General features: G+C 63.7%; 22 protein-coding genes. 14 read left to right on the top strand and 8 right to left on the bottom strand.

Annotated features, from left to right (window positions below; all coding sequences use genetic code 11):
• Positions 1–900 carry a formyltetrahydrofolate deformylase gene (purU, locus tag ACSVIE_RS12905; protein WP_442424099.1) on the top strand — a complete coding sequence of 300 codons (900 nt, stop codon included), beginning with the start codon at positions 1–3 and terminating at the stop codon, positions 898–900.
• Positions 901–1,006: 106 nt separating this feature from the next.
• Here the strand turns inward: purU and ACSVIE_RS12910 are convergent, their stop codons facing one another.
• The 3 genes from ACSVIE_RS12910 to ACSVIE_RS12920 form a co-directional block, all read right to left on the bottom strand.
• Entirely contained in the window at positions 1,007–1,510 is a 504-nt protein-coding gene (locus ACSVIE_RS12910; RefSeq protein ID WP_442424100.1) for a DUF456 domain-containing protein, read from the bottom strand.
• A gap of 111 nt (positions 1,511–1,621) precedes the next feature.
• Positions 1,622–2,815: an NAD(P)-dependent malic enzyme gene (locus tag ACSVIE_RS12915; protein ID WP_442424101.1), complete on the bottom strand. Its 1,194-nt coding sequence runs from the start codon at positions 2,813–2,815 to the stop codon at positions 1,622–1,624.
• 269 nt (positions 2,816–3,084) lie between these two features.
• Positions 3,085–3,693: a TetR/AcrR family transcriptional regulator gene (locus ACSVIE_RS12920; RefSeq protein WP_426004591.1), complete on the bottom strand. Its 609-nt coding sequence runs from the start codon at positions 3,691–3,693 to the stop codon at positions 3,085–3,087.
• Positions 3,694–3,928: 235 nt separating this feature from the next.
• Here ACSVIE_RS12920 and ACSVIE_RS12925 point away from each other — a divergent pair, with 235 nt between their 5' ends.
• The 5 genes from ACSVIE_RS12925 to ACSVIE_RS12945 all read left to right on the top strand — a co-directional run bounded on the left by ACSVIE_RS12925 (position 3,929) and on the right by ACSVIE_RS12945 (position 10,790).
• Positions 3,929–5,056: an FG-GAP repeat domain-containing protein gene (locus tag ACSVIE_RS12925; protein WP_442424102.1), complete on the top strand. Its 1,128-nt coding sequence runs from the start codon at positions 3,929–3,931 to the stop codon at positions 5,054–5,056.
• A gap of 49 nt (positions 5,057–5,105) precedes the next feature.
• Complete coding sequence (locus ACSVIE_RS12930) at positions 5,106–6,248, top strand: FG-GAP repeat domain-containing protein (protein WP_442424103.1); 1,143 nt, start codon at positions 5,106–5,108, stop codon at positions 6,246–6,248.
• Between the two features lie 87 nt (positions 6,249–6,335).
• Positions 6,336–8,096 (top strand): FG-GAP-like repeat-containing protein, encoded by a 1,761-nt coding sequence (locus ACSVIE_RS12935; protein WP_442424104.1) that lies wholly within the window; start codon positions 6,336–6,338, stop codon positions 8,094–8,096.
• Positions 8,097–8,238: 142 nt separating this feature from the next.
• Positions 8,239–9,522, top strand: a complete 1,284-nt coding sequence (locus ACSVIE_RS12940) for an FG-GAP repeat domain-containing protein (RefSeq protein WP_442424105.1) — start codon at positions 8,239–8,241, stop codon at positions 9,520–9,522.
• A 53-nt stretch (positions 9,523–9,575) separates the two neighbouring features.
• The gene (locus tag ACSVIE_RS12945; RefSeq protein WP_442424106.1) at positions 9,576–10,790 is read left to right on the top strand and encodes an FG-GAP repeat domain-containing protein; all 1,215 of its coding nucleotides are present in this window, start codon (positions 9,576–9,578) and stop codon (positions 10,788–10,790) included.
• A gap of 5 nt (positions 10,791–10,795) precedes the next feature.
• Here ACSVIE_RS12945 and ACSVIE_RS12950 read toward each other — a convergent pair whose 3' ends face one another.
• Positions 10,796–12,100 (bottom strand): MFS transporter, encoded by a 1,305-nt coding sequence (locus tag ACSVIE_RS12950; protein WP_426004600.1) that lies wholly within the window; start codon positions 12,098–12,100, stop codon positions 10,796–10,798.
• A 155-nt stretch (positions 12,101–12,255) separates the two neighbouring features.
• Between ACSVIE_RS12950 and rraA the strand changes: the two genes are divergently transcribed.
• The 3 genes from rraA to ACSVIE_RS12965 all read left to right on the top strand — a co-directional run bounded on the left by rraA (position 12,256) and on the right by ACSVIE_RS12965 (position 16,330).
• Complete coding sequence (gene rraA, locus ACSVIE_RS12955; RefSeq protein ID WP_442424107.1) at positions 12,256–12,729, top strand: ribonuclease E activity regulator RraA; 474 nt, start codon at positions 12,256–12,258, stop codon at positions 12,727–12,729.
• A 120-nt stretch (positions 12,730–12,849) separates the two neighbouring features.
• Positions 12,850–14,502 (top strand): MDR family MFS transporter, encoded by a 1,653-nt coding sequence (locus ACSVIE_RS12960; protein ID WP_442424108.1) that lies wholly within the window; start codon positions 12,850–12,852, stop codon positions 14,500–14,502.
• A 358-nt stretch (positions 14,503–14,860) separates the two neighbouring features.
• Positions 14,861–16,330 (top strand): sugar porter family MFS transporter, encoded by a 1,470-nt coding sequence (locus tag ACSVIE_RS12965; RefSeq protein WP_442424109.1) that lies wholly within the window; start codon positions 14,861–14,863, stop codon positions 16,328–16,330.
• A gap of 58 nt (positions 16,331–16,388) precedes the next feature.
• Here the strand turns inward: ACSVIE_RS12965 and ACSVIE_RS12970 are convergent, their stop codons facing one another.
• The 3 genes from ACSVIE_RS12970 to ACSVIE_RS12980 all read right to left on the bottom strand — a co-directional run bounded on the left by ACSVIE_RS12970 (position 16,389) and on the right by ACSVIE_RS12980 (position 18,708).
• Entirely contained in the window at positions 16,389–17,615 is a 1,227-nt protein-coding gene (locus ACSVIE_RS12970; RefSeq protein ID WP_442424110.1) for an MFS transporter, read from the bottom strand.
• Positions 17,616–17,638: 23 nt separating this feature from the next.
• On the bottom strand, positions 17,639–18,079 hold the full coding sequence (locus tag ACSVIE_RS12975; RefSeq protein WP_426004606.1) for a MarR family winged helix-turn-helix transcriptional regulator: 441 nt from the start codon (positions 18,077–18,079) through the stop codon (positions 17,639–17,641).
• Positions 18,080–18,204: 125 nt separating this feature from the next.
• Positions 18,205–18,708 (bottom strand): GNAT family N-acetyltransferase, encoded by a 504-nt coding sequence (locus ACSVIE_RS12980; RefSeq protein WP_442424111.1) that lies wholly within the window; start codon positions 18,706–18,708, stop codon positions 18,205–18,207.
• 105 nt (positions 18,709–18,813) lie between these two features.
• Between ACSVIE_RS12980 and ACSVIE_RS12985 the strand changes: the two genes are divergently transcribed.
• The 5 genes from ACSVIE_RS12985 (at position 18,814) to cycA (ending at position 22,655) form a co-directional block, all read left to right on the top strand.
• Positions 18,814–19,143: a PadR family transcriptional regulator gene (locus ACSVIE_RS12985; protein WP_442424112.1), complete on the top strand. Its 330-nt coding sequence runs from the start codon at positions 18,814–18,816 to the stop codon at positions 19,141–19,143.
• Between the two features lie 2 nt (positions 19,144–19,145).
• Positions 19,146–19,517, top strand: a complete 372-nt coding sequence (locus ACSVIE_RS12990) for a DUF1048 domain-containing protein (RefSeq protein ID WP_426004611.1) — start codon at positions 19,146–19,148, stop codon at positions 19,515–19,517.
• Positions 19,514–20,287, top strand: coding sequence for an ABC transporter ATP-binding protein (locus ACSVIE_RS12995; protein ID WP_442424113.1), 774 nt, complete (start codon positions 19,514–19,516; stop codon positions 20,285–20,287). Before ACSVIE_RS12990 ends, ACSVIE_RS12995 begins: the two co-directional genes overlap by 4 nt.
• Positions 20,284–21,045, top strand: a complete 762-nt coding sequence (locus tag ACSVIE_RS13000; protein ID WP_442424114.1) for an ABC transporter permease — start codon at positions 20,284–20,286, stop codon at positions 21,043–21,045. Before ACSVIE_RS12995 ends, ACSVIE_RS13000 begins: the two co-directional genes overlap by 4 nt.
• A 149-nt stretch (positions 21,046–21,194) precedes the next feature.
• Positions 21,195–22,655: a D-serine/D-alanine/glycine transporter gene (cycA, locus tag ACSVIE_RS13005; protein ID WP_442424115.1), complete on the top strand. Its 1,461-nt coding sequence runs from the start codon at positions 21,195–21,197 to the stop codon at positions 22,653–22,655.
• 184 nt (positions 22,656–22,839) lie between these two features.
• Here the strand turns inward: cycA and ACSVIE_RS13010 are convergent, their stop codons facing one another.
• Complete coding sequence (locus tag ACSVIE_RS13010; RefSeq protein ID WP_442424116.1) at positions 22,840–23,598, bottom strand: iron ABC transporter ATP-binding protein; 759 nt, start codon at positions 23,596–23,598, stop codon at positions 22,840–22,842.
• Positions 23,599–23,610: the final 12 nt, after the last annotated feature.

A 23,610-nucleotide genomic window follows, 5' to 3' on the forward strand; every position in this document is an offset into this window, starting at 1 on the left:
ATGACTGCCATCCAAACCGAAACCTCCGTTCCTTCCGGTGAAGGGACCACCGTGGAGCACGTGCTCACCCTGGACTGCCCCGAAGGTCCCGGCATTGTGCACGCGGTCTCCGGGTTCCTGCTGGAGCACGGCTGCGACATCATCGACAACAAGCAGTTCGGCGATCGCGCCGAGGGTCACTTCTTCATGCGGGTGCACTTCGCATCCGAGGGAGACGAGTCCACGGTTGAGGCGCTGCGTTCTTCTTTTGCCCCGGTCGGCGAGAAGTACGGCATGAACTGGCAACTGGAACGCCAGGGCTACAAGCGCCGCGTCTTGATCATGGTGTCCAAATTCGGGCACTGCTTGAATGACCTGCTCTTCCGGGCCCGCATCGGTGAGCTTCCGATCGACGTGGTGGGAGTGGTGTCCAACCACCTCGACCACAAGGGCCTCGCTGAATGGCACGGGATCCCGTACTTCCATGTCCCCGTCACAGCCGCCACCAAGCCCGCTGCCGAGGCACGCCTGCTGGAGATCATCGACGAGCTCGACGTTGAACTCGTGGTCCTGGCGCGCTACATGCAGGTCCTCAGTGACGACCTTGCCCGGAAGCTTGACGGCCGGGCCATCAACATCCACCACTCGTTCCTTCCGAGCTTCAAGGGCGCCAAGCCGTACCACCAGGCTTACGCACGAGGCGTCAAGACCGTGGGCGCTACAGCGCACTACGTCAACGGCGAGCTCGATGAGGGACCGATCATCTCGCAGCAGGTAGTGGAGGTGGACCACACGTTCGGACCGGACGATCTCGTAGCCGCCGGTCGGGACACGGAATGCAAGGCCCTCAGCAACGCCGTTCGTTGGCACTGCGAAGGGCGGATCATCCTGAATGGGAACAGGACGATCGTGTTGAAGTAGGGCCTTGCTTCCTGCCTGCCTGCGGGCTTCTAAGCCGCCGCCGAGATGGCAAAAGATCACAATGTTGCCGCCCAGCATTGTCATTAAGTGCCATCTCGGCGCGTGGTTAAGGGGTCGCGGCGTTGATCCACACCCCGATGATCCACGTGCTCCCGGCGGCGCACGCCAGCCCGAACTCCACCAGGATGCCGATGCCCGTGGCCTTGATGGCAGCCAGGCTGGACCGGACGGCGGTGCGGAAGTTGCGGGTCCGCTGGACCTCGCTGAGCAGAAGGCCGACGGCGAACCCCACCAGGAGCCCCACCACGGGTATGAGGAACATGGCCACGACGCCCAGCACGAGTCCGATCACCACGGACCTGTTGGGGATGCCATGTTCCTTGAGTTTCCGCCCGGTCAGGACCGCGCTCGCCGCCATGCCCGCGATCACGAATACCAGGCCCACACCGAAGACCACCCAACCCAGCGTTCCGGCTCCTCCCCAGATGGCCCAGGCCAGCAGGCTTGCGCCGATCAGGATGCTTCCGGGCAGCACCGGAATGATGGTCCCGGCTATCCCTACCGCAATGGCCAGGCCGCACAGGATGGTCACGATAAGTTCGGCGTTCATGGCCCCAAGTCTAGGTGGCTGAACTTCGGTCCGGCCTTCTGACGCCTACGACTGCGGCGACCCTCCCCGCGGTGGGGAGGGTCGCCGTCGTTGTGGAAGCGGTGGTGACCGCTACTTGGTGACTGCGGCAGCGACTGCCGCGGTGACCGCAGGTGCCACGCGGGCATCCAGCGGGCTCGGCACGATGTAGTCGGCGGAGAGGTCTTCCTCAGCAAGTTCAGCGATGGCGAGGGCCGCCGCGATCTTCATCTCGGACGTGATGCGGCGGGCACCTGCGTCCAGGGCACCGCGGAAGATGCCCGGGAAGGCCAGGACGTTGTTGATCTGGTTCGGGAAGTCGCTCCGGCCGGTAGCAACAACAGCGGCGTGCTTGCGGGCCACCTCCGGCAGGACCTCGGGGTCCGGGTTGGACAGCGCGAACACGATCGACTGGTCGTTCATGAGCTTGAGGTGTTCTTCATCCAGCTTGGAGGAGGAGACACCCACAAAGACATCGGCGCCGGTCAGGGCCTCTGCCGGGCCGCCGCTGACGCCGCGGGGGTTGGTGCGCTGGGCGAAGCGGGCCTTGACGCTGCCGGAATCGGCCACGAGGTCTGCACGGTCAGCGTTGATGACACCCTTGGAGTCGAGCAGGATGACATCCTTGATGCCCACGGCCAGGAGGATCTCGGCGATGGCGATGCCGGCGGCTCCTGCGCCCGAGACAACTACCTTCAGGCCTTCGATGGCGCGGTTGGTCACCTTGGCGGCGTTGGTGAGCGCTGCGAGGACCACAACGGCGGTGCCGTGCTGGTCATCGTGCATGACCGGGACATCCAGGGCCTCGATGAGCCGCTCTTCGAGTTCGAAGCAGCGCGGCGCCGAAATGTCTTCGAGGTTCACTGCGCCGAAGCTCGGGCGGAGGCGGACCAGGGTTTCGATGATCTCGTCCACGTCGGTGGTGTTGAGGACCAGCGGGATGGAGTCGAGGTCGCCGAAGGTCTTGAACAGCGCCGATTTGCCCTCCATCACAGGGAGGGAAGCGCTGGGACCGATGTTGCCCAGGCCGAGGACGGCGGTGCCGTCGCTGACCACTACCACCAGGCGCTCTGCCCAGGTGTGGGTGCGGGCCAGCTTGGGGTCGGCGTGGATGGCGCGGCTGACCTGTGCGACGCCGGGGGTGTAGGCGATGGAGAGGTCGCGCTTGTCGTTGAGCGGAACAGTGCTCGTGACGGTGAGCTTGCCGCCCTCGTGGGCGGTGAAGATTTCCTCATCGGTGAGGATCAGGTTGTCAGTGGTTTCAGTAGCGATTGTCTCGGTGGACACGTCGTTGTCTCCTCAGGCTAGCCGTGGACCCACGGCAATGATTCGGGCAGGAACAGAACTGCTGTTCAGGCCAAAAGGTGGCTGGCCTGGAAGGTGCTTCTGCAGAGATGGGCTGCTAGCCGCTTCGGTCTTTCCAGCGTAGGCAAGCCCGGAAGGTACAAGATTCAATACCAAGAGAGACGATTCGAGAGTAAAACGTTTATCCAGCAAATAATGTGACTCACGTCACGGGAAAAACCGCATCCCAGCAGGCATCCGGTCTAGACCAGTCAGTCGCCGGTGAGCAGGCTGCAGGCCCTCTTGAGGTCCTTCTCCGCTTCAAAAAGGGACAGCCGACGGCACCGGACCGCCTGGACCAGCCCGCTGACCAGATGCAGGAGGATACGTGCCCTGGCCGGGTCCTTGCTGCCGCGGTCCGTCAAAGAACCCACCACTTCCTCGGACAGGACATCGATCTCCCGCAGCAGCTGCGCCGTGTCAGTGTCCTTGCCCGCAGGCCGGATCAGGCAATGTTCGACGCCCGGCTGCATGACCCGCAGGTGGAAGATCTCCATCATCAGCCCGGAGAGCACATGGCCCTTGCCGTCGCGCTGCCGCAGCCCGTCCTTCAGCTCACGCAATTGCTGCCGGTAGACCGCGAGCATGAGATGTGCAGTGGACGGGAAGTAGCGGTACAGAGTTCCCAGCGGAACATCGGCCCGGGCGGCAACGTCCGAAAGGCTCAGTGTGTCGAACTGGCGTTGCGCAAAACCTGCGGCCGTCTTCAGGATCCGGGCATAGCGCAGCAACTGCCGCGGCGTGGTGGGCGCGGCAGCCATGCGGGGCAACCCCGTGGTCAGATCCAGTGAGTACGGTTCCAGTGAATTTGCTGCAGACATCTCCGGCGATCTCTTGGGAAGCTGGCAAGGCAGCGGCCGGCCGGAATCGAGGACCCGCGGCTGGCCGATCGCATCAATGATACGGGAGCTTCTTGACTGTTTCCTGAGAGTGCCTGGATCAGGCCGGCAGCATGCCGCTCCCCGGATTCGGCTACCCGCGACCCTAAACTTCAGGAAGGTTTTCACCCCCAACTTCGACCCGGTTGGGGCACAGGGGCGCGCAGGAGGAAACAGCATGGGGACATTACGACGCCGGATGGCAGCGGCGCTTGCAACGGCCACGGCGGCGGTCATGGCACTGGGCGCCCTGCCGGCGTCTGCAGCCCCCAGCAGCGGCCCCGACCCGGTGGTCCAGGGGGAGGCCGTGGTGGGCAAGACGCTCACCACGGAGATCGGGCCCTATACCTTCTATGGCTGCGGCGGCGGAAAAGGCCCGGACTTCACGGTGTACTGGACCCGCGACGGCTTCCTCGTGGCGGGTGAAACAGCCCGCAGCTACGTCCTGCAGCCCGACGACACCGGCGCCCGGATGTCCGCCCACCTCACAGCAAGCAAGACCGCGTGTTCCGGAGAAACGCTGCACAGCAACGAGACCGGACCCGTGGCAGCGGCCAACCGCGCCAGCGGCTTCACCGGCCGCAGCTTCGAACTCCTGGCCCGCGCCAACGACGGCACACTCATGCTGTACGGGCGCAAGGGAACAGCCTGGGACACCACGCGTGCCGTGGGCTGGGGCTGGAGCGGTTTCACTGCGCTGCTCGGCCCGGGAGATTTCAATGGTGACGGCAAAGGTGACGTCCTGGCGCGGGACGCCTCCGGCACCCTTTACCTGTACGCGGGCGACGGAACCGGCGGCTGGAAGCCGGCCCAAGTGATCGGCAAGGGCTGGAACATCTTCGACCAGATTGTCAGCCCGGGCGACTTCAACGGTGACGGCCACAGCGACATCCTGGCCAGGGAGCCAGGTGGCGCCCTGTACCTCTACCCCGGCAACGGTTCCGGAGGCTGGTTGGCGAGGACCGCCGTCGGGCAGGGCTGGCAGGTGATGGACGCACTGGTGACTCCCGGAGACTTCAACGGCGACGGCAAGGTCGACGTTTTGGCGCGGGACCGCAGCGGCTACCTCTACTTCTATGGCGGCAACGGCGCCGGCGGGTGGACGCGGTCGTGGCTGATCGGGGTGGGTTGGAGTGCCCTCAAGTCTGTCGGCGCTGCGGGCGACTTTGACCGGGACGGCTTTCCCGATGTCTACGGCGTGGACCAACAGGGCCGGCTGGTCATGTATTACAGCGATGGAAGGACCGGCTGGCGCAAGTCCGAGCCGGCAGGTAATGGTTGGAGCGGGTTCACAGCAATCTTTTAGCTGAAACCCAGCCGCGATATTATTGGCGCATAAGTCTGGGGAGGACACAATGAACGCTTTACCGTGCCCTGTGTTTGGCGTGCGCCGGGCCGTAGCCGGAATCGCGGCCGTATTTGCAGCGGCATTCATGCTCGCACCGGCCCCGGCCCAGGCAACCATGGATCCCGACCAACCTGTCATCCACGGCGCTCCGTTCGTTGGCTCGACGCTCACCGTGGAGATCGAACAGGGTTCGTTCAGCGGTTGCGGAGCTGCTGCCGGGCCGGACTACAGCATCTATTGGACCCGCGACGGCGTCCCCTCTTCCAGGCAGTGGCCGAACTACATCGTCACGGAGGAAGACCGGGGAGCAACAATCGCCGCACACCTGGTAGCCAGCCAGAACGGCTGTGACCCCGTGGAGGTATCCAGCCAGGAAACCGCAGCGATCTCCGCTTCCCACCGCGCCAACGGATTCACCGGCCGCGGCATCTTCGAGGTTCTGGCCCGCCGGACGGACGGCAACCTCGTCCTTTATCCGCGCTCCGGCAACGCCTGGGAAGCACCCCGTACCGTGGGACCTGGATGGAACGGGTTCACCTCCGTCCTCTCGCCCGGTGACTTCAACGGCGACGGCGTCAACGACATCCTGGCCCGCGACTCTTCCGGCCGCTTGTTCCTCTACGCAGGCACCGGCGACGGCGGCTTCTTCGCCGGCCGGCAGATCGGCAGCGGCTGGAACGGATTCACTGCGATTGTCTCCCCCGGCGACTTCAACGGAGACGGCAACAACGACGTCCTGGCACGGGACTCCGCCGGCACGCTCTTCCTCTACCCCGGCAACGGCAACGGCGGCTGGCTGGGCAGGTCGGTAGCCGGCACCGGCTGGAACGTGGTCAACCAGATCATCACCCCGGGTGACTTTAACGGGGACAACGACGTCGATGTCCTGGCCCGGGACACCGCTGGAAACCTTCGCCTGTACACCGGCAACGGAAGCGGCGGCTGGCGCGGGTCCTCCACCATCGGCTGGGGCTGGGGCGGCATGACCACCATTGCGTCCGCCGGCGATATTGACGGCAACGGCAACGTTGACGTCCATGCCGTGGACGGGTCCGGCCGCCTCATCGCCTACTACGGTGACGGCGACGGCGGCTGGAACGGTTCCGGCGTGATCGGCTGGGGCTGGGGCGGCTTCAACGCCGTCTTCTAAGGGCTGGGGGAAGTCATGGCAGTGTTCTTTTCCGTCCGCACTCTTTTAAAGGTTCTTGTGGCGGTGTTGCTCGTCGCAGGATTGGTCATGGCCGTACCCGTTCCGGCCGGCGCTGCCGGGCCGGGCGTCCCGCTGCCCACCGTTGCCACGCTGACATCGCCGCCCACTGCGGGGCCCGGCGACACCATTGCAGTGTCCTTCACCCTGAACGGTCCTGCCAAGGAAGTCGGATTCACCTACGTCAACCAGGACACTCTGGAACAAGCGACCCTCCTGGGCCCCACCAGTTCAGCCGCTGGACCGTACAGCGCACAGGCGAAGGTTCCTGTGACGGGCAGCTCCTTCAAACGAACCGGCCGCTACAGGCTGGTCAGCGTTAACATCACCCTGCCCGCAGGGCAAGGTGCCGTGCGGTACGGACGCGATGGCAACATCATCTTCCTCACCCAGGGCCTGGAAGCGCCGACCCAGCGCCCGGGCGCCCTGGACAGGATCGACTTCTCGGTCGACAACCCCGCCCTCCCCCTGGTGGACAACCCGAACACCAAGCCGCCGGTAGTCTCCGGGACGGCGCGCTACGACCAGGTCCTCAGCACGGACAACGGCGCCTGGACCCATCCGCCCACCGGCTACATCTACCAATGGCTGCGGAACGGGCAGCCGATCGCCGGTGCGACGGTCAACAGCTACCGGGTGATCGAAGCGGACCTTGACCAGACCCTGTCCGTCCGCGTGACGGCAACCCGGTCCGGGTACCGCGCAGTGTCCGCGTCGTCGCTTCCGCTGACGCCCACTTCCCCCATGACGGCCACACCTCCCACACTCCAGGGCAAGTTGACCGTCGGATCAAAGCTCACCGGCGTCTTCAACGAGGCCACCGTCTCCACCGGAACAGCCGGCGGTCCCGTCAGCGTCAGGTATGAATGGGTGCGGAACGGAACCCCGATCAGCGGTGCGACCAGCAGTACCTACACCCTGACCGCTGCCGACCGTGGCGCCGTCGTGGGTTTCCGGGCAGTAGTCCAGGCCGGTGATCCTGCCGGGATGACCAGGCCGTTCACGGTGTACGGCCGCACCGTGGTGCGGAACAAGCCGCCCGCAGAAGGGTTCGACGCCGGTACCTCCTTGGACATGTTCGCCCGGAACGCTGCCGCGAACCTGCTGCTGTACCCCACGGACGGAGCCGGCCGCTGGCAGGCCCGGAGGACCATCGGTTACGGCTGGGACGTCTTCGACACCGTCTTCAACGCTGGTGACTTCAACGGCGACGGGTTCAACGACGTCATTGGCCGGGACCGGAACGGCACGCTCTTCCTGTACCCGGGCAACGGCCTTGGCGGCTGGCTGGCGCGCAAGGAAATCGGGTGGGGCTGGAACATCTTTGACGCGGTCTTCCCCGTGGGCGACTTCTCCGGCGACGGCAACAACGACCTCATGGCCCGCACGCCCACAGGCGCCTTGGTGCTGTATCCGGGCAACGGAAACGGCGGGTTCCGGGCACCCGGCGCAGTGGGCCAGGGCTGGGAAGTCCTCAGCCACGTCTTCTCCCCCGGCGACTTCGACGGCGACGGCCACCCCGACATCATGGGGCGCGACTCCGCCGGGAACCTGCGGCTGTATGGCGGCAACGGCAGCGGAGGGTGGACCACGGCGCGGGCCGTCGGGACCGGATGGAACGTCATGTCACGGATCGGTGGCGCGGGTGATTTCAACGGCGACGGCTTTAATGACGTCTGGGCCATCGATTCCACCGGCCAACTGGTGATGTACTACGGCGCGGGCAACGGCAACTGGAAAGGTGCTGCGGCTGTCGGCTGGGGCTGGGGCAGCTTCACGGCGGTTTTCTAAGCCGATTTCGGTTGCTTTTGAAGCTTGACTTGTCTTCTGCGTGAATTTTTGCCAGCAAATTCCCAGACTGCGGTTTCGAGCATGTACTCTCAACTCACTTATACCTGCCGGTTGTCTGTGGCCGGCCCGAATTGGGGGAATCATGGGGAGCACTCCTCGGCGCCGTGTGCGCAATTGGCTGGCCGCAATCGTTGGCAGCATCATGGTGGCCGGTGGACTTGGTCTGGCACCAGCGGCGCAGGCTGATGACACGTTCGCACCCGTTCCTGTGGCGGTCTCCACGACGCCCGTAAACGTGGCCTCCGGCGGTCATGCGACCTCGCGGATCACGTTCCAGGCTTCCGGCCCGCTGAACGACGTGTATGTCGCCTTCCGGAACACGGCCACGGGCGAAGTCCACAAGGAACTGACCCAAGGCTCCTACAGTGCGGCCGATTCCACCTACACCTTTGAAGTGTTCTTCGGCCAAGGCACCCCTGCGGGTTCCTACCGCGCCCAGTATGTCGAAGCACGGACCGAGGTGGGCAACGTGGTTGCTTACTGGCGGGACGGATCCATAGTCCACAATTCCGGGAACCTTCCAGCCTCGGGTACTGCGGCGGTGACCTTGGAGGCCCTGGACTTCAATTACGTCACTTCCGTGAGCATCGACCGACCCCACACCAGCGGGTTCTACCGCGATGCGTACTGGGACAACTACACCATGAGCCTGCTGATCCGGGACCCCTGGGGCCGCCTCGGCCTGTTCCCCACCGGAGGAAACGGAACGTGGAAGCAGGCCTACGAGGTCGGTTCCGGCTGGAACATCTTCAACCTCATGCTCGCCGCCGGCGACTTCAACAACGACGGCGAGAACGACGTCATTGCCCGTGACGGTTCCGGTGCCCTTTATCTCTACCCCGCCGACTGGCACGGTGGATGGTTCCCGCGCCAGCAAATCGGGTGGGGCTGGCATGTCTTCAGTTCCATCTTCGCCGCCGGCGACTTCAACGGCGACGGCAACAACGACCTCCTGGCCCGCAAAGCCAACGGAGAGCTGGTTCTGTATCCAGGGAACGGTCACGGCGGCTTCCTGTCCGCGTCCACCGTGGGATGGGGCTGGAACGGCATGACCTCGATCTTCTCCCCGGGAGATTTCGACGGTGACCGCAAGCCCGACGTCCTGGCCCGCGACAGCGCCGGCAACCTGGTGTTCTACGGCGGCAACGGGCGCGGAGGATGGACCACCAGCCGTGTGATTGGCCAAGGCTGGAACGCCATCACCAAGCTGGGCGGCGTTGGCGACTTCGACGGCGACCGCGCCAACGACGTCTGGGGAATCGACACCGCCGGCCAGATGCGCATGTACTACGGCAACGGTTCCGGCGGATGGAAGGGTTCCGGGGTAGTCGGCTGGGGCTGGGGCGACTTCAACGCAGTTTTCTAGCGGGTCCCACCACCCGGGTCCAACCGCTTTCGTGCAACTTTTTATGAGGATTCTTGAAACTCAATAACGTCACACCACACCGTTGGCGTCGTCTCGCCAGTCTGGTGGCTGCCTCCGTTCTGACCTTCGGACTCCTCGCTGCCGGCCTGCCCGTCCATGCGTCTGAACCATCGGTGGCTGTCCCGCTCCGCCAGATCTACATGGCACCGCCCGAACTCACCGGGGAACCGACCGTAGGCGGATTGTTGAAGGCTGATCTCAGCTGGACCACGCCCACGGTTGTTCCTGAGGGCGGAAGCCCTGCTCTCTCCTTCCAATGGACCAGGGACGGTCAAGTCATTCGGGGAGCCACCGGTCAGACGTACCGGGCGACTATGGACGATTACGGCACAGTGGTAACGGCCTTCGTCACAGTCACGTACGACGCAGAGTCAGTCCTGACCCTTCAGGCGCGGGAATCCCTTCGCATAGCTGCAAAACCCCGTGCCCGCGGTTTCAACGGTGACAGCACCTTGGACATGTTTGCCCGTGACACGTCCGGGCGGCTCTGGCTGTATCCGACCGACGGACGTGGACACTGGCAGCCCGCGCAGGTGATCGGAACCGGGTGGAACGCCTTCAACCACCTGTTCTCACCGGGGGATTTCGATAACGACGGCACTGTCGATGTGATGGCACGCGATTCCCAAGGGCGGCTGTTCCTTTACCAGGGCAATGGTTCCGGAGGCTGGAAGAAGGCACTGCAGGTTGGCCAAGGCTGGCAAGGATTCAACGCCATTTTTGGGGCGGGGGATTTCAATGGAGATGGCACCAACGATGTTATGGCGCGGGACGCCTCCGGCAATCTTGTTCTCTACCCTGGCAATGGAAGGGGCGGATGGCTGGCCTCCTACACCGTTGGGTGGAATTGGGGCAGCTACGACAACCTCATGAGCGCGAACCACTTCCAGGGCAGGAGTGACCTGGTTATCGCTGCACGGGGACCCTATGGGTTCCTTCGGTCGTTCGAATCACCCCGGAATGGGTGGTTTGACCGCTACGCGGGCTGGGCATTGGGCACCGGGTGGGATGCCGTTGGCCCCATTGGTTCGGCCGGTGACTTCAATGGTGATGACAAAACGGATGTGTTCGCTATTGATAAGGCCGGCAACCTCAACATGTATTACGGAAACGGCGCTGACTATCTGGCCACCGGCCTGCCCGGCAACATCTGGAAAGGCCAGTCAGTGGTCGGCTGGGGCTGGGGCGGCTTCACCGCCGTCTTCTGAGGCGGCTATGCCACGCTCTTGATCTTCACCACAAACACTGCACCCAGCAGGCCGATCACGGCAGCAGCCACGTACAGCGAGATATAGCCGCCCCAGTACGTCACGAACGGGAACGCGATTCCGGGTGCGATCACCTGGGGCAGCGAATTCGCGATGTTGATGACTCCGAGGTCCTTCCCGCGGTCCAGCGCTGTGGGAAGGACCTGCGTAATGAGCGCAAAGTCGACGGCCAGGTAGGCGCCGAAGCCGATTCCCAGCACTATTGCACCCAACAGGGCGCCGATCCATGTGGGCGCAAAAGCCAGGATCAGGGAAGCCACGGCGATGATGACGGACGAGGCTATGACCAGGGGCTTCCGTTTGCCCATCAGGTCGCTCAGCCGCCCGCCGAGCACACTGGTGATGATCACGGTAACCGCGTACAGGCCCGTCAGGATGAGCACACCGAACTCGGGTTTGATGCCTTCGGTTTCCTCAAGGTGCACTGCGTCGCTGAGGAAGTAGAGCAGATACAGCGTGACCATATGGTTGCCGGTGCTCACCAGGAGGCGGGTGAGCCAGGCCCACGCGAAGTCCGGGTTGCGCCTTGGCGACACCCAAAAGCCCTTGATGAATTCCAGCAGCCGGAACTGCGGCCGGGCTTCCTGGGGCAGCGGCTGGTCGTCGCTCTTGACCAGGTACAGCACGACGCCGGCCAGCAGCGCCGCGGCGCACAGCCAGTAGCCCACGGCGAAGTCGCCGGCCACAACGGCGGCGATCACCGCTCCCAAGAGGATGCCGACTGTTTGCCCCATGGCGGCGAGGCCACCCACGGTCCCGCGCTGGACAACAGGAACACGATCGGGAACGGCAGCCGTAATTGCCGCGTACATGGCATTGGCTCCGGCCTGCACCACGCACCACAACAGAGTCATGACCGCTACATCGGGGGCACCGGCCAGGGCCACCAGGGCGACCGCGCCGAGGATCGCACCGATAACCACCCAGGGAACGCGACGGCCATACCGGGAGACCGTACGATCGCTCAGCGCACCGAACAAGGGGTTCGCCACCATGGAAACGGCCGCTCCGCACCCTGTCACCAACGCCAGGATGGCTTCCTTTCCGCCTTCGTCAAAGTGGGCGGCCTGTTGGCCCAGCAAAACCTGGAGTGGGCCAAAAAATGCTGCGTTGATACCCAGGTTGACCAGGACGACGCCGGTCACCCAAAGCCCGCGGACCCGGTCCACCGGCTCGGCGAGTGCCGTGGCCGTGCTGCCGCGAACGACGAGGGGATCCGGGACCGGCCCCGGCAGATCGGACAGACTCATGGCAGGTTCCCCCTACTTTCGATGCTTGGATTCAGCCTAGCGCGGCAGACAGGCGTGGAGCCCTTTGTGGCGGCGTTATCCACATAGGCGTAGACATGCCGTGCCGCACCACCGATCCGAACGTAGTGTGGGCTCAAACCCCGAAGGAGAATCCCATGAACGATCAGGTAAACACGGCCGACCTCTACGACCAGCGTGGAGAGGAACTCAACTCGATTTCGGTGCAGTTCCAGGACCTGGGCGGACGCACCCATTTCAGCGGGCCCGTCCGGACCATCCGCTGTTTCCAGGACAACGCCTTGGTGAAGTCCACGCTTGCTACACCCGGCAATGGCTGCGTGCTGGTGGTCGACGGCGACGGCTCGTTGGGAACAGCCTTGATGGGGGACATGATTGCCGACAGCGCGGTCGCCAACGGCTGGGCAGGCGTGGTGATCCACGGTGCCATCCGGGACCGTGAGGCTCTGGCGCAGTTGCCCTTGGGCATCAAAGCCCTGGGAAGCAATCCGCGGAAAAGCGCCAAAAACGGGGCGGGTGAGACGGACGTCGACGTGACATTGGATGGTGTGCGCATCCGGCCGGGCGCCATGATCTATTGCGACCCGGACGGCATCCTTGTGGAGAAGTGACCTATCCGGCGGCTGCTGTCCAGCGAAACTTCATCGGACCGGGAATCAATGAGACATTAGGATAGTTACTGAAAGCAACTATCCTGCTTAATTCCTGATCTGCCATCCCTTGGAGAAGATATGTCCAAAACCACGCCCGTCCGGGCTGCCGGCGAGGTCCTGACCCATCGTCAGACCCTCACCGTCATGGTGGGACTCATGCTCGGCATGTTCCTGTCCTCGCTGGACCAGACCATTGTGTCCACGTCCATCTACACCATTGCCAACGACCTCGATGGCTTGTCGCTCCAGGCATGGGCCACCACGGCGTACCTGATCACGTCGACGGTCAGCACACCGTTATACGGAAAACTCAGCGACATCTTCGGCCGGCGCCCGCTGTACCTCGTGGCCATTGTGATCTTCTTGGCCGGCTCGCTGTATGCCGGTTCGGTGCACTCCATGACGGAACTTGCGCTGGCCCGTGGTGTGCAGGGCCTGGGCGCCGGCGGCCTGCTGGCACTCGCCCTGACCATCATCGGCGACATCGTGGCGTTGAAGGACCGGGCCAAGTACCAGGGCTATTTCATGTCCGTCTTCGGCATCTCGTCCGTGCTGGGTCCCGTGATTGGCGGAGCCTTTGCGGGCACGTCCAACATCCTTGGCTTCGACGGCTGGCGCTGGGTCTTCTTCATCAACCTTCCCATCGGCCTGGCGGCACTGGTGGTGGTCTTCATGTATCTCCATCTCCCCGCACGGCACGTCAAGCAGAAGATCGACTACTGGGGCGCCGCGGCCATTACGCTGGCCATCGTCCCGCTGTTGCTCGTGGCGGAGCAGGGCCGGGTCTGGGGCTGGGCTTCAGGCGCTTCCCTGCTCTGCTACGCGTTGGGTGCCATCGGGATCGTGGCCTTCCTTTTGGCTGAGAAGAGGGCGGGAGACTACGCCCTGATCCCGCTGCGTTTGTTCGGGAACGCGACGTTCGGGCTCTCCTCACTTTTGAACTTCATCATCGGCATCGGCATGTTCGGCGCCATCGCGATGCTCCCGATGTACCTGCAGTTGGTCAAGGGGCTTACCCCCACTGAGGCAGGCCTGATGATGATCACCTTCACCGTCGGCATCCTCTTCGGTTCCATCACGGCAGGGCGCACCATCTCATCCTCCGGTGTCTACCGGATCTTCCCGATCCTCGGAACCGCCGTCCTTGCCGGCGCAGCAGTCGTAATGGGGCTGTCCTTGGGCGTTGACACGGGCCTCTGGGTACCGGGGCTCATTGCTGTCTTCTTCGGAGTTGGGCTGGGCTTCTGCATGCAGCCGCTGACGCTCGCCATGCAGGTATCCGTGCCGCCCAAGGACATGGGCGTCGGGACATCCACCGCTGCCTTCTTCCGGTCCATGGGCGGAGCCGTGGGTACGGCGGTCTTCATTTCGATGCTTTTCAGCCTGGCAGCGGACAAGATTGCCGACGCCATGAAGGATGCCGCTTCCAATCCGGACTACCAGGCTGTCATGCAGGACCCGGCGGTGGCTTCCGATCCCGCCAACGCCAAGCTCTTCGATTTCTTCAAGAATGGCGCCAACAACGACTCCCTGAATGACACCAGCTGGCTCCACTCCGCCAACAGCACCTTGACCCGGCCCATTACCGAGGGCTTCGCCCAAGCGATCGACGTCGTCATGCTCACCGCTGCCGGATTGATGCTGGTGGCGTTCCTCATCAGCTTCGCCCTGCCGAACAAGAAGCTCACCGACCCCAAGGCAGCAGCCAAGGAGTCCGTCCCGGCGCACTAGGGCCGCGACCCACAAAAGTACGGCGGCGGTCCATGGACTGCCGCCGTACTTTCATTTCCCTGCAGCCCGGCCTCGCTACGGACGGCACCTGCCGCCGTCGTGCTTTGCGTTCATAAAGTTGAGCCAAAGGCCCGGTCAGGCACCATTTGCGCCTCATTGCCTCCTCCCAGCGGACTTTCAGTCTTCAGCGAGAGGTTCATGCGTTCATAAGGTAAATGCATGTCATGTCCATCACTGTGACTGGAACTTGGCTGATATGACATGCCACACTGTGTAGCGCGAGTGCACCGGCGTCCCCGTCGGACAGCCGACGAAGTCCCGCACCGCGATCCCACACCACCTGCCCCAAGGGAGACCCATGTCCAGTCCCAGCACCAAAGAAGGCGCGCCGCCAGTTTCCCGGAAAGTCATCGGCCTGGCCGTCGCTGGAGCTGTGGGCGGGTTCCTGTTCGGGTTCGATTCGTCCGTGGTCAATGGCGCCGTGGATGCCATGAGGGACGAGTTCATGATGAGTGAGGCCATCACCGGCTTCGCCGTGGCCGTTGCCCTGTTGGGGTGTGCGCTGGGTGCCTACTTCGCCGGCAAGGTGGCCGATCGCTACGGGCGCATTCCCGCCATGAAGATCGGGGCGCTGCTGTTCCTGGTCAGCGCCGTGGGCACGGGACTCGCCTTCGGCGTCTGGGACCTCGTCTTCTGGCGCCTGGTGGGAGGACTCGGCATCGGGCTCGCCTCCGTGATCGCGCCGGCCTACATCTCCGAGATCTCCCCGCGCCACGTCCGCGGACGGCTGGCATCGCTGCAGCAGCTGGCAATCACCACCGGCATCTTCGCTGCACTCCTGTCCGACGCCGTCCTGGCCAACTCGGCCGGCGGCGCCGCCAACACACTCTGGCTGGGCATTGAGGCGTGGCGTTGGATGTTCATCGCCTGCGCAGTTCCCGCGGCCGTCTACGGCTGGATCGCTTTCCGCCTCCCCGAATCCCCGCATTTCCTGGTGCTCAACGGCAAGGAAGACCAGGCCCGGAAAATCTTCCACACGATCATCCCGGTGGACGACACCGAGCGGCACATCCGGGACATCCGCGAATCCATCCAGCAGGACCAGCTCTCCAGCAAAAAGGGCTCCCTGCGTGGCAACACCTTCGGGCTGCAGGCCGTGGTGTGGATCGGCATCATCCTGTCCGTGCTTCAGCAGTTCGTGGGCATCAACGTGATCTTCTACTACTCCACCACGCTGTGGAAGGCCGTTGGTTTCCAGGAGAAGGACTCGCTCACGATCTCCGTGGCCACGTCCATCACCAACATTCTGGTCACGCTGGTGGCCATCGCGTTGGTGGACCGGGTGGGACGCCGGCCCATCCTCCTGACCGGCTCCATCGGCATGGCCGTTTCGCTGGGCGTCATGGCCGTGGCGTTCTCGTCCGCAACGGGCACCGGGACCGACATCACACTTCCCGGCGGTTGGGGACCTGTGGCTTTGATCGCCGCCAACGTCTTCGTGATCAGCTTCGGTGCGTCCTGGGGGCCGCTGGTGTGGGTCTTGCTGGGCGAGATTTTCCCCTCCCGCATCCGTGCCCGCGCTTTGGGGCTGGCAGCGGCGGCCCAGTGGATCGCCAACTTTGCCATCACGCTCAGCTTCCCCATCATGGCGGCAGGTTCGCTGCCGCTGACGTACGCCATGTACGCGACGTTCGCTGCGGCGTCGTTCTTCTTTGTGATGTTCAAGGTGCCCGAAACCAACGGCATGTCCCTGGAGCAGGCGGAAACGCTGTTCGTTCCCAAGGGCGCACCGGTGTCGCCGCTGCCCGTGGGCAACGAACCCAAGTAAGTAGCAGAAGAGCGCGTTATGACTGCTCATAACGCGCTCTTCTGCTACCCAGTTGGGGTTATACGAGGTGGGGCTCGTGCGACGTCAGGTACTTGCGCCCACCGAACACCACCAGGATCGCCACCGCCATGGCCACGGCCCCGGCAAAGAACGGAACCTGCGGGCCAAAGTGCTCACCGAGCTGGGCCGCGGCGAACGGCGCAAGCGCACCGCCCATCCAACGGACAAAGTTGTAGCCGGCCGACGCCACCGGCCGCGGCGAGTCTGAAACACCCATGGCCAGCTCGGTATAGATCGTGTTGTTGACCCCCAGCAGCGCCCCCGCCACGATGACAAGCACGACGACGGCAATCACCGAGTGCCCGGCCGCCAGTCCCAGCCCGACCAAGTCGAGCAGGAGCAAAAAGAGCGTGCCGCTCAGGACCTTTACGGCACCGAAGCGGTTCTGCAGGACCGGTGCCACGAAGACCGAGAACACAGCCACCGCAACACCCCAGCCGAAGAACACTCCCCCGATCCCGTAGGCGTCCATGCCCAGGATGAACGGGGTGAAGGCGAGGATGGTGAAGAAGCCGTAGTTGTAGAAGAGCGCGCTGGCGGCGGTGGTGCTCAGGCCCCGGTGCCCCAGGGCGAGCAGGGGATCCCGGAACCGCGATTTCTTTGCCGGCGCCGGGGTCTTGGGCAGGAGGGCCAACAGCGCCAGGAATGCCGCAGCCATGAGCACCGCGGTGCCGAAGAACGGTGCTCGCCATTGCCAACCACCCAGCAACGCACCCAGGAGCGGCCCCAGTGAGATTCCCAGGCCAAGGGCGGCTTCGTAGAGGATGATCGCGGTTCCCGTTCCTCCGCTGGCCACGCCAACGATCACCGCCAGCGCCGTGGCCACGAACAAGGCGTTGCCCAGACCCCAGCCTGCACGGAAGCCCACCAGTTGTTCAACGCTTCCGGACAGGCCGGACAGGGATGCAAACACCACAATGACGGCAAGCCCGATCAGCAGGGTCCGCTTGCCGCCTATGCGCGAAGACACGAATCCGCTGATCAGCATCGCCACCGCGGTCACCAGGAAGTAGCTGGTGAAGAGCAGGGACACTTCGCTGGTGGAGGCTTCCAGGTTCTTGGCAATCGCGGGGAGGATGGGGTCCACCAGCCCGATTCCCATGAAAGCGAAGACGGCGGCCAGGGCCGTTGCCCACACAGCCTTGGGTTGCTTGAGCAGTGAGGTTTTTTCGGCTTCGAGTGTTGTTTCGGCGCTTGCTGAAGCGTCAGCCAGCTGGCGTGACATTCAATGGCTCCTTACGGTGCGGTTCAGTTCTGGAAGGCGTTGTTGAGCTTGGTGATGACGGGCAGGGCAGCAGCCAGATGCTCTCTTTCCTCCCGGCTGAGCTCCTGGAGAAGGGCTGCCACCATGGAGTTCCGGCGCAGGTTGGCGGATTCGACGGCGGCCACCCCCGCCTGTGTGACAGCCACCTGGACGGCGCGGGAATCGTCGGGGTCGGCCTGGCGACGGACAAGGCCCGCGCGTTCGAGCTTGATGATCTGCTCTGTGGCGCTTGGCACCTTGATCCCCAGGTTCCGCGCGATGTCACCGACGCGGAGCCCGCCGTCGGAAATCATGGACAGCAGGCTGAGCTGGGCGGCAGTGAGTTCACCTTCCGGGTCCAGCCGGCGGAACATGTACACGCCAAGGCGCAGGGATTCACGGAATTCCTGGGCGAGGTCGAGGAGGCTGTCATGGTCTTCGCTCATATTTAGGTACCCTAATAGTTAGGACACCTAATAGTCAATCCGAACGGAACCCAAGTAGGTCGCAGTTGTGCGCGTTATGCCGGCTCAAAACGCGCACAAGTGCGACCCAGTTGGGTATGGGGGGGCTAGAGGGTGAGCTTCATGCCCTCGTGGCTGGCGACAAACCCAAGGCGTTCATAGAAACGATGGGCACCCACGCGGGACTTGTCCGTGGTGAGCTGGACCAGCGCGCAGCCACGCTCACGCGCCTGGTCAATGGCCCACTGGATCATCAGCGCACCTGCACCGTGGCCGCGCAGCCCACTGGACACACGGACTGCCTCAATCTGGGCACGCCAGGAACCCTTTCGGGAGAGGCCGGGGATGAAGCTGAGCTGGCACGTCGCCACTACCTCGCCACCCAACTCACCCACCACCAGAAGGTGGGCCGGATCGGCGTCGATCGCGTCAAAAGCCGCCTCGTAGGGCGCCAGCTTGTCGGCACTTTCCCGCCCCGCACCCAGTTGATCATCGGCGAGTAATTGAAGAATCTGCGGCAGATCCGCTCTTGCCGCACGCCTCAGGGTGAAGGTTCCAGGTTCGACGGCGGCAGTCAGCAGAGGGGGCACGGCAGGTTTGGCGGTCATCATCAAAGCATCGCACTTTCGTGGGAAGTAAGTATTGCTAAGTACCGGTACCTAGTTCTACTATGTAGTGGTAGCTAGCAATACTGAGTACTGAAGGAGGTGTCCTGGATGGGCAAGCAAATGACCGAAATGCTCAAGGGGACGCTGGAGGGCATCGTACTGGCCCTCCTCACGGGAAACCCGGCTTACGGCTACGAAATCACCACGCTGCTCCGGGCACAGGGTTTCACCGAGATCGCCGAAGGCACGGTGTACGCCCTGCTGGTCAGGATCGAGCAAAAGGGCTTGGTGGATGTGGAAAAGCGCCCCTCCGAAAAGGGACCGCCCCGCAAGGTGTACACGCTCAACACCCAAGGCAAGAAGGAACTAAACGAATTCTGGAACACCTGGAGCTTCCTGTCCGAACGGCTGGAACAGCTCCGTAAAGAAGGGAAATAACCATGGCAGCCAAATGGATCGAACTGGTCACCGGATCACTCGAACAGAAGAAGCAGTACAAGCAGGCCAAGGCCCGGCTCGACGCACTCCCCGAGCCCTACCGGTCAGTCGCCAACGCCTACAACCGGTACCTCACGTACTACGGCGGGGTTACCGAAGGCGACACGATCGTACAGATGTTCATCGACCTCGCAGACCTGTGGGAACGCGCAGCCGTTGACGGCACGCCGGTCAGCGGGATCGTGGGTGACGACCCGGTCGGGTTCGCCGAAACTTTCGCCCAGGCCTACGGCGGAAAGCGCTGGATCGACAAGGAACGCACACGCCTGATCGAAGCCGTGGACCACGCAAAAACCAAGGAGGCAGAGTCATGACCGCGCCAGCCATAGCAGTGAGGGGGATCGAGAAGTCGTACAAGGACCTCCAGGTTCTCCGCGGCGTGGACTTCGACGTGGCGCCGGGCAGCATCTTCGCCCTCCTCGGCTCCAACGGCGCCGGAAAAACCACCATGGTCAGGATTCTCTCCACCCTGCTCACAGCGGATGCCGGCGCGGCCGCCGTCGACGGTTTTGATGTGGCGGCCCAACCGCAGCAGGTCCGCGAAGCCATCAGCCTCACCGGACAGTTCGCCGCCGTGGACGGAATGCTGACCGGCCGGGAAAACCTGGTGCTTCTGGCCAGGCTCCGGCACCAAAAGGACCCCGGAGCAATTGCCGACCAGTTGCTGTCCCGCTTCAGCCTCACGGAAGCGGGCAGCCGCAGGGCAGACACCTACTCCGGTGGCATGCGCCGCAGGCTGGACATCGCCATGAGCCTGATCGGCGATCCCCATGTGATCTTCCTGGATGAACCCACCACCGGCCTCGACCCCGAGGCGCGGCTCGAAGTGTGGGAGGTCGTCAAGGAACTGGCCGGACAAGGAACGACGGTCCTGCTCACCACGCAGTACCTGGACGAAGCCGAGCAACTCGCGGACAGGATCGCCATCCTGCATGAGGGCCGCATCATTGCCAACGGTACGCTCCGGGAACTGAAACAACTCCTGCCGCCGGCCACCGTTGAATATGTGGAAAAACAGCCCACGCTGGAGGAAATCTTCCTGGCATTGGTGGGCAGCACAGCACCAGCAAAGGACAGGTCATGAGCACCCACTTCCTGGCGGACACGTCAGTCCTGACCGGCCGCTCCATGCGCCACATCTTCCGGAGCCCGGACACCATCATCACCACGGCCATCACCCCCGTCGCCCTGATGCTGTTGTTCGTCTATGTGTTCGGCGGAGCGATCCGTACCGGCACGGACAACTACATCAACTACCTCCTGCCTGGCATCATGCTGATCGCCATCGCGTCCGGTATCGCCTATACGGCGGTCAGGCTGTTCACCGACCTGCAGGGCGGAATCTTTGAACGGTTCCAGTCGATGCCGATCGCGCGCTCTTCCGTCCTGTGGGCCCATGTGCTCACCTCCCTGGCAGCAAACGGGCTGACCTTGGTGGTCATTGTGGCCGTGGCGCTCCTGATGGGATTCCGCACCTCTGCAGGCCTGCTGGAGTGGCTGGCAGTGGCTGGAATCCTGGCGCTCTTCACGCTGGCCCTGACGTGGCTTGCCATTATCGCCGGGCTCTCAGCCAAGTCAGTGGACGGAGCCGGCGGGTTCTCCTACCCGCTGATTTTCCTGCCCTTCATCAGCTCGGCTTTCGTACCCACGGAAACCATGCCAGGCCCGGTGCGGTGGTTTGCTGAAAACCAGCCTGTCACGTCCATCGTCAACACCATCCAGGACCTGCTCGCACAGCGGCCGGCGGGCGGTGACATCTGGATCGCGTTGGCCTGGTGCGTGGGGATCCTGGTCGTCGCCTACGCCGGAGCCATGGCTGTGTACCGGAGGCGGACAGCGTAGGAAAACCGGCAGGCGAAGCTCCCACCATCCGGCGGGAGCTTTCGCCATATGGGCCGATTGGCTAACCGGAGGGCATTCCCTATAGCTTGGTGACACCAGATTTGTAACGGTCGTCACTTTTGTGACGGGCCTTCCGAAGGGTTCTATCAATGTCTGACCAGACAACACAGGGGCAGCTCCATGCCTCCAGCAGGGGCAGCGAGCCCCACCTGTCACGCTCGCTCAGCAACCGGCACATCCAGCTCCTGGCCATCGGCGGCGCGATCGGCACGGGCCTGTTCATGGGTTCGGGCAAGACCATCTCCGTGGCCGGACCCTCCGTGATCTTCGTGTACATGATCATCGGCTTCATGCTGTTCTTCGTCATGCGCGCCATGGGCCAGCTCCTGCTGTCCAACCTGAACTACAAGTCATTCAGCGACTTTGCCGGCGACCTCCTGGGCCCCTGGGCCGGATTCTTCACGGGTTGGACCTACTGGTTCTGCTGGGTGGTCACGGGCGTTGCCGACGTCATCGCCATTGCCGGCTACGCCAACGAGCTCTGGCCGGGCATTCCCCTGTGGATCCCGGGCCTGGCCACCATCCTCATCCTCCTGCTCCTGAACCTCCCCACGGTCAAGGCGTTCGGCGAGACCGAGTTCTGGTTCGCCCTCATCAAGATCGTCGCCATCGTGGCGCTGATTGTGGTGGGCCTGGTCATGATCTTCACCGGCTTCCAGTCCAACGCCGGCACCGCGAGCTTCAGTAACCTGTGGAGCCACGGCGGCTTCTTCCCCAAGGAATTCATGGGCTTCGTAGCCGGCTTCCAGATTGCTGTTTTCGCCTTTGTAGGCATCGAACTCGTTGGAACGGCCGCGGCTGAGACCAAGAACCCCGAGCACAACCTCCCCCGCGCCATCAACGCCATCCCGTTGCGCGTCATGCTCTTCTACGTAGGCGCCCTCATCATCCTGATGTCCGTCACCCCGTGGACCGAGTTCAAGGCCGGCCACAGCCCGTTCATCGCCATGTTCTCCCTGGCCGGCCTCGGCATGGCAGCGACGGTCGTGAACTTGGTGGTCCTCACGTCCGCCATGTCCTCCGCCAACTCCGGCATCTACTCCACCTCGCGCATGGTGTTCGGCCTGGCCAACGACGGCGACGCCCCCAAGGTCTTCAGCCGCCTCTCCCGCCGCAAAGTACCCCAGAACGCCCTGTTCCTGTCCTGCATCCTACTGCTGGCCGGCGTCGTCCTGCTGTACGCGGGCAAAGACGTTGGTGCCGCGTTCGACATGGTGACCACCGTGTCCGCCGTCTGCTTCATGTTCGTCTGGTCGATCATCCTGGCCAGCTACCTTGTGTACCGCAAGCGTCGTCCGGAGCAGCACGCCGCGTCGCCCTTCAAGATGCCCGGCGGGGTCCCGATGGTCTGGGTGGTGTTCGCCTTCTTCGCCTTCCTGGTGTGGGCCCTGACCACGCAGCCGGACACGCTGACTGCCTTGCTGGTCACGCCCATCTGGTTTGCAGTCCTCGGCGTGGCCTACGCCGTGGTCCGCAAGTCCCCGTTGCACCAGGCCCGCGTTGCGGAGTGGAAGGCAATGGCCGAGCGCGAAACCGCGGCAGCGCGCTAAGCCGCCAACCATGAAAGCCCGACGCCGGCACTCAGCTTGAGTGCCGGCGTCGGGCTTTCTGCTGCCGTTTGAGACGCTCTCTCACCTAACCGCCCCTTTAGCGCGACGCTCTCTCACCTAACCGCCCCTTTGGCGCGACGCTCTCTCACCTAACCGCCCGTTTGGCGCAACCCTCTGTCACTGTTCAGGCGAAGTACACGCCGATGCGGTTCCCGTCGATCTCCTCGATCCGGATATCGATGTCGTAGACATCCTGCAGCATCCCCGGGTGCATGATGTCCGCAGGCGCGCCTTGGTGAATCATCCGGCCGTCCTTCATCGCCAGGATGGTATCCGAGTAGCAGGAGGCGAAGTTGATGTCGTGGACCACCAGGACGATGGTCTTCCCGAGCTCGTCCGCCAACCGCCGCAACAGGCGCATCATCTCCACGGAGTGCTTCATATCCAGGTTGTTCAGCGGCTCGTCGAGCAGCAAATACTCCGTGTCCTGCGCCAGCACCATGGCAATGTAGGCCCGCTGGCGCTGCCCGCCCGAGAGTTCATCCACGAACTTGTCCGCCATGGACTCCAGGTCCAGGTGCCGGATGGCCTCATCCACGTGGGCCAGGTCCTCAACCGTAGGCCTGCCGCCACTGTGCGGGAAACGCCCGAACGCCACCAGGTCCCGCACGGTAAGGCGCATGGTCAGGTGGTTTTCCTGCCGCAGGATGGCCATGGTCCTGGCCAATTCCTTGCTGGGCGTGGCCGTGACGTCCAGGCCGGCCACCGAGACTCCTCCGGCGTCCATCGGCTGGAGCCGGCTGATCAGCGACAGCAGCGTGGACTTCCCCGCACCGTTCGGGCCAATGATGGAGGTGATGCCCCCGCGCGGAATGTCGCAGCTGACATCGTCCAGGACGGTCTGGCCACCGTAGCGCTTGGTGACGTTGCGGACGGTGATCATGGGCGGACCCCG

This window comes from Paenarthrobacter sp. NCHU4564, from assembly GCF_052156435.1.
GTDB lineage: Bacteria > Actinomycetota > Actinomycetes > Actinomycetales > Micrococcaceae > Arthrobacter.

Excerpts from the sequence above, each read along its gene's own strand:
- ACSVIE_RS12940 (WP_442424105.1), top strand. The coding sequence starts at position 8,239 with ATGGGGAGCACTCCTCGGCGCCGTGTGCGCAATTGGCTGGCCGCAATC.
- cycA (WP_442424115.1), top strand. The coding sequence starts at position 21,195 with ATGTCTGACCAGACAACACAGGGGCAGCTCCATGCCTCCAGCAGGGGC.
- ACSVIE_RS12950 (WP_426004600.1), bottom strand. The coding sequence starts at position 12,100 with ATGAGTCTGTCCGATCTGCCGGGGCCGGTCCCGGATCCCCTCGTCGTT.
- purU (WP_442424099.1), top strand. The coding sequence starts at position 1 with ATGACTGCCATCCAAACCGAAACCTCCGTTCCTTCCGGTGAAGGGACC.
- ACSVIE_RS12920 (WP_426004591.1), bottom strand. The coding sequence starts at position 3,693 with ATGTCTGCAGCAAATTCACTGGAACCGTACTCACTGGATCTGACCACG.
- ACSVIE_RS12925 (WP_442424102.1), top strand. The coding sequence starts at position 3,929 with ATGGGGACATTACGACGCCGGATGGCAGCGGCGCTTGCAACGGCCACG.
- ACSVIE_RS12935 (WP_442424104.1), top strand. The coding sequence starts at position 6,336 with ATGGCCGTACCCGTTCCGGCCGGCGCTGCCGGGCCGGGCGTCCCGCTG.
- ACSVIE_RS12970 (WP_442424110.1), bottom strand. The coding sequence starts at position 17,615 with ATGTCACGCCAGCTGGCTGACGCTTCAGCAAGCGCCGAAACAACACTC.
- ACSVIE_RS12960 (WP_442424108.1), top strand. The coding sequence starts at position 12,850 with ATGTCCAAAACCACGCCCGTCCGGGCTGCCGGCGAGGTCCTGACCCAT.
- ACSVIE_RS12975 (WP_426004606.1), bottom strand. The coding sequence starts at position 18,079 with ATGAGCGAAGACCATGACAGCCTCCTCGACCTCGCCCAGGAATTCCGT.
- ACSVIE_RS12980 (WP_442424111.1), bottom strand. The coding sequence starts at position 18,708 with ATGATGACCGCCAAACCTGCCGTGCCCCCTCTGCTGACTGCCGCCGTC.
- ACSVIE_RS12910 (WP_442424100.1), bottom strand. The coding sequence starts at position 1,510 with ATGAACGCCGAACTTATCGTGACCATCCTGTGCGGCCTGGCCATTGCG.
- rraA (WP_442424107.1), top strand. The coding sequence starts at position 12,256 with ATGAACGATCAGGTAAACACGGCCGACCTCTACGACCAGCGTGGAGAG.
- ACSVIE_RS12990 (WP_426004611.1), top strand. The coding sequence starts at position 19,146 with ATGGCAGCCAAATGGATCGAACTGGTCACCGGATCACTCGAACAGAAG.
- ACSVIE_RS12930 (WP_442424103.1), top strand. The coding sequence starts at position 5,106 with ATGAACGCTTTACCGTGCCCTGTGTTTGGCGTGCGCCGGGCCGTAGCC.
- ACSVIE_RS12965 (WP_442424109.1), top strand. The coding sequence starts at position 14,861 with ATGTCCAGTCCCAGCACCAAAGAAGGCGCGCCGCCAGTTTCCCGGAAA.
- ACSVIE_RS13010 (WP_442424116.1), bottom strand. The coding sequence starts at position 23,598 with ATGATCACCGTCCGCAACGTCACCAAGCGCTACGGTGGCCAGACCGTC.
- ACSVIE_RS13000 (WP_442424114.1), top strand. The coding sequence starts at position 20,284 with ATGAGCACCCACTTCCTGGCGGACACGTCAGTCCTGACCGGCCGCTCC.
- ACSVIE_RS12995 (WP_442424113.1), top strand. The coding sequence starts at position 19,514 with ATGACCGCGCCAGCCATAGCAGTGAGGGGGATCGAGAAGTCGTACAAG.
- ACSVIE_RS12985 (WP_442424112.1), top strand. The coding sequence starts at position 18,814 with ATGGGCAAGCAAATGACCGAAATGCTCAAGGGGACGCTGGAGGGCATC.